The organism is Acinetobacter sp. YH12219, assembly GCF_013417875.1.
Lineage (GTDB): Bacteria > Pseudomonadota > Gammaproteobacteria > Pseudomonadales > Moraxellaceae > Acinetobacter > Acinetobacter amyesii.
The window spans coordinates 152,981-166,381 of the sequence record NZ_VPDC01000002.1; the positions used below are offsets into that span (position 1 = coordinate 152,981).

13 protein-coding genes are annotated in these 13,401 nt (G+C 38.7%); 5 read left to right on the forward strand and 8 right to left on the reverse strand.

What is annotated here, in order from left to right; translation table 11 throughout:
* Positions 1-28: 28 nt before the first annotated feature.
* Entirely contained in the window at positions 29-1,420 is a 1,392-nt protein-coding gene (locus tag FTV04_RS01895; RefSeq protein WP_180088391.1) for a PLP-dependent aminotransferase family protein, read from the reverse strand.
* A gap of 253 nt (positions 1,421-1,673) precedes the next feature.
* Between FTV04_RS01895 and FTV04_RS01900 the strand changes: the two genes are divergently transcribed.
* Together FTV04_RS01900 and FTV04_RS01905 are read left to right on the forward strand one after the other, a co-directional pair.
* The gene (locus FTV04_RS01900; RefSeq protein WP_180088393.1) at positions 1,674-2,549 is read left to right on the forward strand and encodes a DMT family transporter; all 876 of its coding nucleotides are present in this window, start codon (positions 1,674-1,676) and stop codon (positions 2,547-2,549) included.
* Positions 2,550-2,681: 132 nt separating this feature from the next.
* Positions 2,682-3,176, forward strand: coding sequence for a pyridoxamine 5'-phosphate oxidase family protein (locus FTV04_RS01905; protein ID WP_180064222.1), 495 nt, complete (start codon positions 2,682-2,684; stop codon positions 3,174-3,176).
* A 39-nt stretch (positions 3,177-3,215) separates the two neighbouring features.
* Here the strand turns inward: FTV04_RS01905 and FTV04_RS01910 are convergent, their stop codons facing one another.
* Together FTV04_RS01910 and FTV04_RS01915 are read right to left on the reverse strand one after the other, a co-directional pair.
* A complete protein-coding gene (locus FTV04_RS01910; protein WP_180088395.1) occupies positions 3,216-3,824 on the reverse strand; it encodes a uracil-DNA glycosylase family protein in 609 nt (202 codons plus the stop codon).
* Positions 3,825-3,863: 39 nt separating this feature from the next.
* On the reverse strand, positions 3,864-4,580 hold the full coding sequence (locus FTV04_RS01915; protein ID WP_180088397.1) for an SGNH/GDSL hydrolase family protein: 717 nt from the start codon (positions 4,578-4,580) through the stop codon (positions 3,864-3,866).
* Between the two features lie 227 nt (positions 4,581-4,807).
* Here FTV04_RS01915 and FTV04_RS01920 point away from each other — a divergent pair, with 227 nt between their 5' ends.
* Positions 4,808-6,172: an alpha/beta hydrolase-fold protein gene (locus FTV04_RS01920; RefSeq protein WP_180088399.1), complete on the forward strand. Its 1,365-nt coding sequence runs from the start codon at positions 4,808-4,810 to the stop codon at positions 6,170-6,172.
* Between the two features lie 64 nt (positions 6,173-6,236).
* Here the strand turns inward: FTV04_RS01920 and FTV04_RS01925 are convergent, their stop codons facing one another.
* From FTV04_RS01925 to FTV04_RS01945, 5 genes are all read right to left on the reverse strand, one after another.
* Positions 6,237-7,283 (reverse strand): fatty acid desaturase, encoded by a 1,047-nt coding sequence (locus tag FTV04_RS01925; RefSeq protein ID WP_180088401.1) that lies wholly within the window; start codon positions 7,281-7,283, stop codon positions 6,237-6,239.
* A gap of 294 nt (positions 7,284-7,577) precedes the next feature.
* Positions 7,578-8,321, reverse strand: coding sequence for an SDR family oxidoreductase (locus FTV04_RS01930; RefSeq protein ID WP_078193819.1), 744 nt, complete (start codon positions 8,319-8,321; stop codon positions 7,578-7,580).
* A gap of 19 nt (positions 8,322-8,340) precedes the next feature.
* On the reverse strand, positions 8,341-9,039 hold the full coding sequence (locus FTV04_RS01935; protein ID WP_180073902.1) for a histidine phosphatase family protein: 699 nt from the start codon (positions 9,037-9,039) through the stop codon (positions 8,341-8,343).
* Complete coding sequence (locus tag FTV04_RS01940; RefSeq protein ID WP_180073901.1) at positions 9,036-10,157, reverse strand: phosphotransferase family protein; 1,122 nt, start codon at positions 10,155-10,157, stop codon at positions 9,036-9,038. The genes FTV04_RS01935 and FTV04_RS01940 overlap by 4 nt, the downstream gene beginning before the upstream one ends.
* Before the next feature lie 110 nt (positions 10,158-10,267).
* Positions 10,268-11,509, reverse strand: coding sequence for an acyl-CoA dehydrogenase family protein (locus tag FTV04_RS01945; protein ID WP_180073900.1), 1,242 nt, complete (start codon positions 11,507-11,509; stop codon positions 10,268-10,270).
* A 93-nt stretch (positions 11,510-11,602) separates the two neighbouring features.
* Here FTV04_RS01945 and FTV04_RS01950 point away from each other — a divergent pair, with 93 nt between their 5' ends.
* Together FTV04_RS01950 and FTV04_RS01955 are read left to right on the forward strand one after the other, a co-directional pair.
* The gene (locus FTV04_RS01950; RefSeq protein WP_180007789.1) at positions 11,603-12,520 is read left to right on the forward strand and encodes a LysR family transcriptional regulator; all 918 of its coding nucleotides are present in this window, start codon (positions 11,603-11,605) and stop codon (positions 12,518-12,520) included.
* Between the two features lie 216 nt (positions 12,521-12,736).
* The gene (locus FTV04_RS01955; RefSeq protein WP_078190973.1) at positions 12,737-13,291 is read left to right on the forward strand and encodes a thermonuclease family protein; all 555 of its coding nucleotides are present in this window, start codon (positions 12,737-12,739) and stop codon (positions 13,289-13,291) included.
* Positions 13,292-13,401: the final 110 nt, after the last annotated feature.

The window sequence follows — 13,401 nt, forward strand, 5'->3', positions numbered from 1 at the left end:
CAGACCTGAAATCTGCATCATTTTTTAGTTAAGCTGTATCTTGCAATTTCAGCTCATTCAGACACTGCTGCAAAACATCAAATACTTTTTTGTCGATGCACTGCGCGACATTAAAACGCATGTATTGCCCTGCGTTCTGTGCTGAGCTGAATGAATTGCCTGGTGCAAGAATGATACCTTGCGTCAAACAGCTTTTTGATAGCTGTGCTGCATCAATATTTGCAGGTAATTGACACCATAAAAAAATGCCAGCTTTGGGCATAACGACTGGATGAATGTCTAGATCTGCAAGTTTCTTTATGGTATCCATCATGTGTTTTTGTAGCTGTTTTTTGACCCATTCAATATGCCTTATATAACTACTGTCCATAAGGGCTTGATAAATAATCTCTGCATTTAAATGACTGGTATTAAAATGGGTTGCAATATTCAAATCAATCAGCTGATCAATTATTGATTCGTGAGCAATGATATAACCACAGCGCACAGCAGCAGAAAGCGTTTTGGTAAAACTGCCAATTTGAATTACTTGCTTTAAACCCAGTAAAGTTAAATAACGTGGCGCATATAGATACTCAAATTCGGCAAAAATATCATCTTCAACGATTATTAATCCACTTTGCTCTGCCAATTTAGCAATTTCAAATGCCGTTTGCATAGAAAGTGCTGCACCAGTTGGGTTGTGTATGCCTGAGTTGGTTAAATAGATTTTGGGCTGAAACTGCAGCACTTGCTTAAATACTTCTACATCTGGACCATTTTTGCCATACGGTACTGTAATGTAATTCAGCCCATGTGCCTTAATCAGTGCACTAAAATTAAAGTAACATGGATCATCGATCAGAACCGTATCACCAGTTTTAAGTAAATGCCGAAAAATCAGATCAATAGAATGTGTTGCAGAATCACTAATGAAAATCTGCTTCAAATTAAGCATTACATCATAAACCTCACCTTTACGAGCAATATAGCGGCGTAAATTTGTATGACCGTGTGGCGCCGAATAATCTATTAAGAAACTGCTATCAGATTTAGCAGCCGTTTTTAAGGCTTTACGTAAAGTCTGCTCTGGCATCCATTCTTTTGGCAGCCAGCCGCAACCGGGAATCAGCATACCTTCATGAGCATCTAGCGATTGGCGTGAAATCCACAACGGATCGACCTCTCGGTTATATTCAATAGCATGCTCACTTAATAAAACATTTGCAGTAGAACGTTTGCAGACATAATATCCAGCTCCAATTCTTGACTCCAATACACCACTACTGACCAACCGTGCATAGGCTTCTACAACAGTTGAAACCGAACAGCCCAACTGTTGGGAAAATTGACGTACCGAAGGAATGCGGCAGCCTTCAGAAAGCTGTTTCTGATCGATCAGTGTTTGGACTTCCTGCATGACCCATTCGATTTTTGTCATCTTTTCATTTCCTTATTCATGCAGCTTTAGTGAAATATTACGACACACTTTGAACTTATTAATTGACAGTTCAGTCTATTAATCGTTCTAAATCTTGGCTTTACAGCTTATTCAAAGATGGCTATAGATGCAAATTGTATGGGTATTTTATCCATAACAGTTCTTTTTAATTGTATTTGACTGTATCTATTTCAGTCATACAGTACGGTATAAATTTTATTACATATCTTTAGACCAAAAATATGGAATGAACATGCAATTTGACCTCAAAGAAGTTCATCAGGGCTGGCTCAACGGTTTTATTGGCGTTGTTATTTTTGCAGGTTCTATGCCTGCAACCCGTGTTGCCGTTCAAGGCTTTAGCCCCGAATTTCTGACAGGCGCTCGCGCCTGTATTGCAGCTATTTTAGCATTGATACTTTTATTCGTTTTAAAGCAGCCTAAGCCATCTATGCTGCAAATTAAATCCTTATGTATTGTTTCAACAGGTGTTGTCATTGGTTTTCCATTATTTACGGCACTGACTTTACAAACAGAAACTGCGGCTCACTCTTTAATTTTTGTAGCTTTACTACCATTGGTCACGGCTTTTTTTGCAGTGCTACGTGCCAAAGAAATGCCTAAAAATGCCTTTTGGCTGTTTGCAGGTGCAGGCAGTGCTTTAGTCATCTTTTTCATGCTACATCAATCTGGTGTTAAAGGAATTTCTCTCGGTGACATCTATATGATTATTGCTGTTCTGCTCTGCGGATTGGGCTATGCCGAAGGTGGCGTACTGTCTAGAGCTTTAGGTGGATGGCAGGTCATTTGCTGGGCTTTAATCATTGCTTTGCCACTGATGCTGCCACTCTGCTGGCTCTATTTCCCAAACGATTTTCAACATATTCCTCTCAGCGCATATATTGGCTTAGCGTATGTGTCATTGTTCAGCATGTTAATCGGCTTCTTTTTTTGGTACAAAGGCTTAGCTTTGGGTGGAATTGCCAAAGTCGGTCAAATCCAGCTAGTACAGCCCTTTATTGGCCTTATGCTGTGCGCCGTATTATTAAATGAACAGATTAGCCTACTGATGATTGCGGTATCTTTAGCTGTAGTGAGCTGTGTTGTTCTAGCTAAAAAGTACGCTTAAATATTTTTTAAATTGCCTAATTTTAAAGCAAATACAGTGGCATGAATGACCAGTTCATTGCCATTGTTTAGCACAAAAATAGTGAAAAACTCTGATAGAGTGATATGCATAGACAATAATAAAAAAGGCAAAATCATGAATCATCAGAATTGGACTCAAATTCGTAAAGTCGTTGCAAATGCCCAACGTGCGTCTATGCATTGCTCGATTGCTACGGTTGATCAAAATTACCAACCAACAATCACCCCAATTGGCACTTTATTTTTACATGAATCAACCTTTTCAGGTTTCTTCTTTGATACTTATTCAGCGTCACTGCGGGATAATTTAACAATGAATCCAAAAGCCTGCATACAAGCGATAAATAGCAGCAAAGTCTTTTGGCTAAAATCATTAATCAATGGTCAATTTCAAGAATATCCAGGGATACGCCTATATGCTGAAATTGGTGAGTTACGGCCAGCAAGTGAAACAGAATTCGCTTTGGTTCAACAAAGAATTAAGGCATTAAAATGGACTAAAGGTAGCCGCCTAATTTGGAATAATTTTCATCAAGTGCGTGATTTTTCTGTACATGACTTCAAATGGGTACAATATCCTGCAATGATGCCTAAATCATCTTTCTAAGGAAAGCAACCATTGATAAAAGATTACACCAAAGCTTTCTTATAGTAAGTCAATTTCTTTAAATAATTTACTATACGCTTCTGCTTTTTTTTCCAGTGCTAGTGGATAAGCTCTAGATGATGATGGCATACGGTATAAAGTCAAATCTCTGCCTGCAAATTCGGTATGAACAGCATGCCCAATGTGTGGTTTTTCCGTATTTTCTGGCATAGAGAGCATTAAAGTATCAGTCGCTTTGTCTCCCGTCGTCATAATACTGTGACAATTCGGCATTTTTTGAAGTAGCTTCGTAATATCGGTTAGCTGATGGAGCTGTAAAAACTTGTCTGATGCATTGCCTTTCAAACGAATCACTTTATAGGCCGTATCAAAAATGCCTATACCTTTTTCATTTAAAAAATCTCGAATGAGCTGTTCTTTAAAAGTCTTGCTATCAAGATTGAGAAAATGATTTTTATCCTGAAAAAAACATAAGCCAAAGATTTTCCACATGTCATTTTGGAAATTTGGATAGTAAAAATCCATCTTCCAGCGTGTTTTGGGTGGAGGAAAACTCCCTAGCATCAAGAGTTTCCCATTTGATGGCAAAAATGGCGCTAAAGGATGCGTTTCGATTTGCGGATTCACGTCTGAAATATCTTTACTCATATAGATGTAACTTCACCAAGTGATTGAATCATATATTATCTATGAAAATTGTTCAGTGATATGTTTCGCTATTTTTTCAGCCCATAACTGATAAATTTCTTTACTCGGGTGAAAGCCGTCTTTTGCCATTTGTAAATTTTTTTCACGATATTCTTGTAAATCGTATTCAATTAGCCTCGTATTAGGCTTTGTTTTAATAAAATTTTTTAACAGCGCATTCATCTTCTGAGAATATTGTCCAAACAGCCATGACAATGGAAACGGTAAAGCTGGAAACTCATCCATTGGTGGCACACCTGAAATGATCAATAGCTGTGGTTGAAACTTTTCCTCGACAGCTTGATATAAGCGCTGCTGGAGCTTCAACCACTGGTCTGGTTGTTTTAATGCTGTGACATCATTGACACCAACAGAGCTGATCACGACATCAAAGTTCTGCGTTGTGACATTGTCCAAAGCATTGATGATTTGCTGGCTGTTACGCCCCGTTGTGGCTTCAAGGCAAAAGTGAACTTGATAATCAGGCGATAAAATTTTAAGCAATTGTCCCAATAACGCATCCGACTGATGCTCGACGCCGACACCTGCTGCCGCTGAGTCACCAAGGATCAATACCGATAATGGCCGATTACCCTGACCAATCATTCCACAGCGCTCTCCCACCGGTTCTGCTAAACGTGGGGTATTTTTTTTCACACGGTAACCTTGGATCAATAATGCAGGTAACAGCAGCAGTGTTGATACTTTGAGTAGCATAATATTTAGCAATGATTGAGAGCTTGTCGACTGCATTATTTTAATTATTTTAAAAAACAAAGCATTGACTCTATTGTTATTTTTCTACATTTTCTTTTTTTAAAAGCACCATTCTGCGGCATATTGCTAGTTTTTTATATTAATAATGATTATCATTTATCTGATTTCATTCTACCTATTTTATTATTTCAATGAAAAAACTTTCCCTACTTTTTTTGGCTTGTTCTATGAGCTTTGCTGTTTCTTCTGCTTTTGCCCAAACTCAAAACTTACCCGCTTTAACCGATACAACAGAAAAAAAACATTTCCCTTATGCTGCTGCATGTGAAGATGTCAAAGCGCAAAGCCAAATATTATTAAACCTACAACATCAGTTAAATCAAAATCCAAAACAACATGCTCAAATTCTTGAAGATTTTTGGAAGCGTGTAGAGCTTATAGGTACACCAATCATTGAAAACTATGATGAACAACATAGCCGCATAGTTTTCTTATGGAAAGGTGCGCAGCATAATGTTCGCCTTATTGGTGGCCCAAGTAATGACCATGAATGGTTAACACGCCTACCAAATACCGATATTTGGTTTAAAGAATCGATTATTGATCATCGTTATATTGGCAGTTATAGCTTTGCTGTCGACTTACCGAACTTAGAAGGCTATCTGTCAAATTATTGTCCGCATCTGAATCCTAAACTTAAAGAATCAAGAACGCAGCGTCGTGCTGTGATACAAGTACAACGCATCGATCCTTTCAACAAAAACACTTATCTCGCAAGTGATGACACATCAGGCTTACGTAATGAAAATTTTGTGGCGCTTAAAGATGCCCCGCCATTTATTGATCCAAAACAATATCCAAATGTAAAACAACCCCAATTACAAGAGTTTGTTCTACACAGCAAAATTTTGAATAACTCACGTAAAATCCAAATTTACCAATCTAAAGCCAAGAAAAAACAAAGCTATATTACTGCTATATTTTTTGATGGTCAGCAATATAACGAATTGCTGAATGTTCCAAAAGCATTAGACATTTTAGTTGAACAAGGTCAGTTACCGCCAATTCAAGCCATATTTGTTTCTCCACCGAACGATCAGGAACGACCTAAAGAATTAACACCAAATGCAAAATTTTCAGCATTTTTTAGTGATGAACTGATGCCTTGGATTCAAAAAAATGCACCTGCAAAAGTCGATTCGAAGAAAACGGTACTACTTGGGTCAAGTCTTGGCGGTTTAAGTTCAGCTTATTTAGCCTTAGAAAATCCAAATCAAATTAGTCATGTCGTACCGTTATCTGGATCATTTTGGTGGCAAAATGAAGCGACAGACCTCCCAAATGGCATGAGTAAAATCATTCGTGATAAAACCTCGCAACCTAAACAGCATTGGTTTATTACTGCTAATAGTTATGAAAGCTCACGCAATAATAATGAACTGAGTATTTTAGAGACTTCGCCTATTGTTGCAGCCGACTTAAAAAATAAAGGTCATGATGTACATTACAAATCGTATATAGGCGGACATTCCTACGCGGTATGGCAAGTTGCCTTGCAAGATGCACTCAAACATTTTTTTGCGCAAAAGTAGTTTATAAACGTTTAGATCATAAAAAAGCCCTCAATTGAGGGCTTTTTTTGAAGCTAGTACTGATTTAATTCCAGCGATTTATGCGTTTAAAGGTTCCAAAATCATTGAAACGTACACCAACCTCACGCATGACTTGGTGTGCAGTTTTTGCGGTTAGATGACGAATATAAAACGGCTCTTTGACCACAAAATGGTGGATGGCATGGGTCGAACCAAAGTTAAAGCAAAATAATTGCATTGGGAACAACCACCACGGATTTAACACCTGAGTTTGTTTAATGACATCGCGTGGGTCAATATCACCATAATAATGCATATTTGAGCTGATAAATTGTAAGCAGAAAGAGCGTATAAAGTTCGGAATAATCCAAACCACAGCTAGAAAATTAATCGTTGGAATTAACTTCACTAAATTGACTGACCAACTAATACTTTGTCCTAACATTGGAGCAATACCATTCACCAAATGATAAATGACAAATACATACCAGATGCCGTAATAAACAAAACTTAAAGGGAAAAATCCAGTCAGTTGAGAGAACAATGCAGTTTTACGTTCTTTTTCAGGTTGTTTTTCAATGAATTTCCCAATCATTTTAAACATTTGAAATGGGCGCAAATACACCGTCATCAATTGATCGCTCATGACCAATATACGGCGTAATCCCCAAGGCATGCCATTACTGATGCCCCGTTCTTCCAAGTCATATTCTGAACCTGAATACTTGTGATGATTGAGGTGCAAACGACGACGTGCCCAAGGACTGATGGTATTGGGACGTGCTAACCAAACCAAAGCCAACATGAGATGGTGAGCCCATGGCATCTTTTTAAAATACATATAATGAATCAGGTCATGTTCTAATTCATGTGTCAGTGAAGCAAACATCGCCACCAAAATCACACAAGCCCATGCCGGTAAAATGCCAACAACAAACGCCCAAGCTGAACCCAACATTCCCATTAGCGCAAAAATAAGGATGGCTGCGCCTATAAAGTTTTGATGCTTTAAAATGGGATATTGCTGACGTAAGTCTTCACCAGCTTTCGTTACGACAGTTCTGACTTTGTTAATTCGCTGTTGATCTGTCATATCGGAAGACATAGACATAGTACAAACCTAAAAATTAATGAACAGTTGTACATTAAAGCAAATTAAAAAAAAGGAAATCGCTATTTTGAGAACAAATCATCGTCTGTTCAAATATTCAACATTTTATTTATTTTCAATATCTTATTTATAAATAATCTGAGTAATTACTCCAATTTTTCTTTGCAAAATCGGCTGCTTTTAATGTCTTTTGATCACAGGTTTTATGTATTCCTTTTTAACCTACAGAGGAAGGTGAAGATCATTTGAGAATAAAAAAGCCCCAAAATTGGAGCTTTATTATTGAATAAAGGTTTAACCCAATTTATTCACAATTTTCAACGGCAATACTTTCATTGCAAGACCTAAAGGCAACCAGGGCCATTGTGGTACATAAGCTTTAACCGGTGCTTTCTCAATGGCTTTTGCTAAAAGATGTGAACCAGTTTTTTCATCGACTTCAAATGGCAGTTTTTTCGCACCTTCATTGATCTCTGTACGAATATAACCAGGGAAAATAGTCGTCACTTTAATTGGGGTATCAATCAGTTCTGCACGAATACCTTCAGCTAGAGCAGCAACACCTGCTTTACTTGCACCATAAGCCGTTAAATGTTTAGGCATACCACGCATAGCACTCATCGACGAAATCACCACCAAATGCCCTGCATTTTGGCTACGGAAAATTTCAACCGCAGCTTCGCATTGCGCCAAAGCAGAGATAAAGTTAGTTTCAACTGTGGCGCGGTTAATTTCAAAATTACCTTTACCAATACGACGACCTTCACCGACACCTGCGTTGACAATAACACGGTCAATACTGCCAAAATCTGCTTTAAAGGCACGGAACACTTCAAACACTTGATCGTAATTTGTGACATCGAGGGTTTTCGCAATCACTTTGATGCCATATTGGCTTTCCAGTTCATTTTTTAGCGTTTCTAGACGCTCTAAACGACGTGCGCAAATGGCTAAGTTGTAGCCTTTTTGTGCAAACTCGCGTGCCATTCCTGCACCAATCCCTGAGCTTGCACCTGTAATTAAAATTGTTTTAGCCATGATAATTCCTTTGTTTATCTTAGATCCAAGTTAATAAATTTGGATCAACTGCTTTTATAAAATGATGTTCATTTAAACTGAGTAATTGCGGTTCATTTCCGACTAAACGCAGTGTTGTCATACTGGTATTGGCAATGGCCCAATTGAGTGCAAATGTTTTTTCTGGACTCAGCCCTAAAATTTTGCCCGCTGCAACAGAGATAACACCACCTGAACTAAACACAACAGCATAGCGCGGTTTGGTTTCAGCCAGTTGATTGCATAACTTTTCTAGAGCAGTTTCGACTCGACTTTTAAAATGTGGCCAAGATTCATCATATTCATGATGAAATTCTCCACCTGTCCAACGCTCAATGGCGCCTTCAAAAATTTTCGATAAATAAGCACGTGGGTTTTCATGCTTAGATACATCTTCTTTTAATAAATGCGGTTGGTTAAATCGAGGTTCATATTGAGCAAAAACTTGCTGATGATTAAATTCATTCCACGCGTTATCTGTATCAACTTGTGCTTCTGGAAAGCATTCAGCCAATGCAAGATTGGCTGTTTGTTGATGACGTTGCATGGAGCCTGCAACCACATAAGGACTTTCTTTTAAAATACGGTCGAAATACTGTCCCAGCACCTTAGCCTGTAGCTCACCATTGGGAGAAAGCTTGTCATAGCTTTCTGCACCAAAAGAAGCCTGACCGTGCCGAATTAAATATATCGTGGTCATTTCCCTAAAATATCCTTCATTTTTTCAATATATTTTTGTGCCACGTCATTGGCTTCAAGTTTTTGCAAACCGATGAGTTTCAAGGCACGAATATGTAAAGCATGGATCACAATCCAAAAATCTTTGAATGCCGGATTATTGGTTTGCTTGTGGTAAAAGCGGTAATAAATTTGCTGTGCAATTACAGCTAAACGGAAAATGCCGAACACTTCATAAAAGGTCCAATTGTCCGTTTGAAGACCAGTTTTATCCAAATAATATTCAACGACTTCTTTACGGCTAAACATGCCTTTTAGGTTGGTCGGCTGACGGCGTGTCGCTTTAAAAATTGCGTTATCGCCACTTTCAACCCAATACGCCAAAGCAGAACCTAAGTCCATCAATGGATCACCCAGTGTTGCCATTTCCCAATCCAATACGCCAATCACTTGGGTTGGGTCATTTGGATCTAATATCACGTTATCAAAACGCCAATCGTTATGAATTACACAGGTTTTAGAGTCAGCAGGAATATTGTCTTTGAGCCAATTACGGACATATTTAAACGAAGGAACATTTAAGGTTTTGGCTTTTTCATAGCGTGCGTCCCAACCTTCCACTTGACGACGACAGTACCCGTCGCCCTTGCCTATTTTTTCTAAAGCTGTGCCTTCATAAGGCACTTGATGCAGTTCAATTAACTTATCGATGACGTTGGTACACAACGCTCGAACTTGAGTTTCATCAAAATTGATTTCTTTGGGTAAGTTTGCACGTGGAATGATACCTTCTACGCGCTTCATCACGTAGAAATCACAGCCAATCACTGATTCATCCTGACATAGCGCCACCATTTCAGGGAGCACAGGATAAAATTCAGATAATGCCTTCTGTACATTATATTCACGTGCCATATCATGTGCAGACTTGGCTTTGGTGCCTTTCGGTGGACGACGTAAAATTAAATCAGCATTGTCGTATTTTAAGCGATAAGTCCAATTTGATGCACCGCCTGAATATTGAGTGACTTCTACAGGCCCTTCTATTTCAACGCCATGTTCAATCAACCAATTTCCTACAGCACGTACATCCAGTTCTTCACCCTCACGAACTGAACCGCCTACATCGATCACTGACATGCTTTTCTTCCTAAATTTGAATCTATCATGATGATAAAAATATAATTTTCTATAGTTTTATAGCATGGACAACTCGGGGTTGCCATGCCAAATATGTGACTACAACTTGTTTATTTTTTACGACGCCTGCTATAACCGCGCTTCGCCAATTCTAATTTTGCAATCATGCCTTTATGCACTTCATCAGGGCCATCAGCTAGACGCAGTGAACGTGCTTGCGCAAAGAAACCTGTGAGCGGTGTATCTCTAGAAACCCCAGCACCGCCGTGGATTTGAATCGCCATATCGACAACTTTTTCTAAGACACTTGGCGCAACCACTTTAATTGCCGAAATCTCGGTTAATGCAGCCATATTCCCTAGAGTATCCATTTTATATGCTGCATATAGGGTCAGTAAACGTGCTTGATCGATCGCAACACGTGCTTCTGCTACGCGTTCTAAATTGCCACCGAGTTTTAAAATTTCTTTACCAAACGCAGTTCGGCTCATACCGCGGTCAATCATCAGTTCTAGTGATTTCTCAGCAGCACCAATACAACGCATACAGTGATGAATACGGCCTGGGCCTAAACGACCTTGTGCAATTTCAAAACCTTGACCTGCTCCGCCAATGAAATTTGCAACAGGAACACGAACATTTGTGAAGCTAATTTCACCATGTCCATGTGGTGCATCGTAGTCACCAAATACTGGAAGCATACGTTCGATTTTTACACCCGCCGTATCGACAGGAACTAAAACCATTGAATGCTGATGGTGACGGTCTTTGCTTTCATCAGGTGTATGCGCCATAAAGATAATGATTTTGGCATTTGGATCACCTAAACCTGAAGACCACCATTTACGGCCATTCAACACAATTTCGTCGCCTTCAACGACAGCCGTAGCTTCCATATTGGTGGCATCACTTGAAGCAACTGCAGGTTCCGTCATACAAAACACCGAACGGATTTTTCCGTCTAGTAATGGTGTTAACCACTGCTGCTTTTGTTGTTCCGTGCCATAGCGCCAAATCACTTCCATATTGCCGCTGTCAGGTGCATTGCAATTGAATACCGTAGGTGCAAGTAAGCTACGGCCTGAAAGTTCTGCGATGTGTGCATATTCTTGTACAGATAAGCCTTGCCCAAGTTCAGGACAAGGTAAAAACATATTCCATAAGCCCTCAGCTTTGGCTTTATCCTTTAAAACCTCTAACTGTGCCGGCCATTGCCATTTGGTCCAATCACCACCTTGGTTCAACTCATGAACTTCTGCCCAAAACTCAGTTTCTACAGGCTCAATTTCATCTTTAATAAATTTTTTTGTTCTTTCAATATAATCTTGTGCACGTGCTGAAAGTTCAAACATGACAACATCCTTTAAATATTATGTTCTTTACGCTTTACAACACCATAACCTGAAATCTAATATGAACAAAATGATTTAATTCAATAGATGAACATGAATAGTATTCATAAAAATACCGTCATCGATATGGGTGTGTTTCACCGTATGGATATCAATTTATATCCACTGTATATCGCAATTTATGAACAAAAAAGCATTTCAAAAGCTGCGCAAATTTTGTGTATCACTCAGTCTGCAGCGAGTCATGCACTTCAACGTTTAAGACAACATTTACAAGATGACTTATTTGTACGTGCTGGGGCAAAAATGCTCCCGACTCCATTTGCTGAACAGATTTATCCCGTAATTAAAAATGCGCTTATTGCGATTCAAAGTATTTCTATCCAAAAACAACAATTTACTCCTTCAATGGTACAGAGCTTAAAAATTGCGGTACATGATGAAATTGAACCGATTATTTTTCCCAAGTTAGTTGAACACTTTCAACAGCAACAGTTTCAAATCCAATTTTCCAGTATTAAATTAGACCGCAAAACCATTGTGGCTGACCTTGCTGCACAGCAAATTGATTTTGCGATTGACCTAGAGCAAAACTTTGGTGAAAAGATTAATTTTCAAACCTTGGTTGAAGACCAATTCGTGGTTTGTAGTCAACATCCTAAGATGGATGAGTCTATTTATCTTTCTGCACCACACATTGGGGTTTCTTCACGACGTGCAGGTGTATTAGTTGAAGATATTTATTTAAATCGTAAAAAACACTCTAGAGAGATTTTTTTACGCTGTCAGCATTACTCTACAGCGTTACAAATTTTGGCACAGCAACCTAAGGCAATATTGACGATTCCACAAAATATTTTGACGCACTTACAGGTTGCTCCCGAACTGAATATTTTTGATGTACCTGTAGACTTGCCGAAAATTAAATTAGGGATGTATTGGCATAATGATTTGGAATTAAATTCACGGCATGTTTTTTTGCGAAGCGAAATTTCTAAAATATTTGCTTAGGCTATTTTTAATGGGACACCACTTTACTTAGGCTATTTGCATGTATTTAGATAGAGTTTTGCGTGATGAAACTTGCTGTATATTTATAGATCAAATGCTGATTATTTAAGGTATTTTTAACTGACCGTCGGTTTATTCGACAGCTATATATCATGAGTTCTTATAAAATCTAAACTCCTGTTTTTATGCGATATGACCTCGTTCATATCATTGTGTATGCTTTCAAATCTCTCCGCGAATTGGCTCATGGCTTTAGGTGCAGTACTGTGCCTGATCACAGTCTATGTTCTTTATAAAGTCACCATTTTCTTAAAGGATTTTTTCCAACCTTTTAAGAAAGGAAAATCTTACCTCTGTCGTGTATCCGATATTAGTGATGGCGATACCCTCACCTGCTATCGGATGAATCTGAGACGTTCTAAAACCAAACTTCGCTTTGCTTATGTGGATGCGCCAGAATCGACACAAGCCTACGGTAAAGAGTCAGCCCGCCTGATCAAATCCATGGTTTACAAGAAATTTGTCCGTGTAAAAATCACTGATGTAGACCGTTATGGCCGCTGCGTTGGGGTCATTTATCGCTATCGTAAATGCATGAATGAAGAGATGGTAAAACGTGGGGCTGCATGGGTGTACGAAGAATACATCCGTGACCAAAAGCATTTGAACTATATGATGAATTTACAAAGCAAAGCACGTAAACAAAAGAAAGGTTTGTGGAAAGCCAGTCGTCCAATGCGCCCTAAAGAGTATCGTAAATTACATAAATAACAGACCACAGTGCAGCATGGCTAAGGAATATTTGATGACTTAGCCATGTCTAATATTTGACCTTTTTTTACTTCGCTATACAATAATGCTGCCCTTTTGGGCATAGAAAA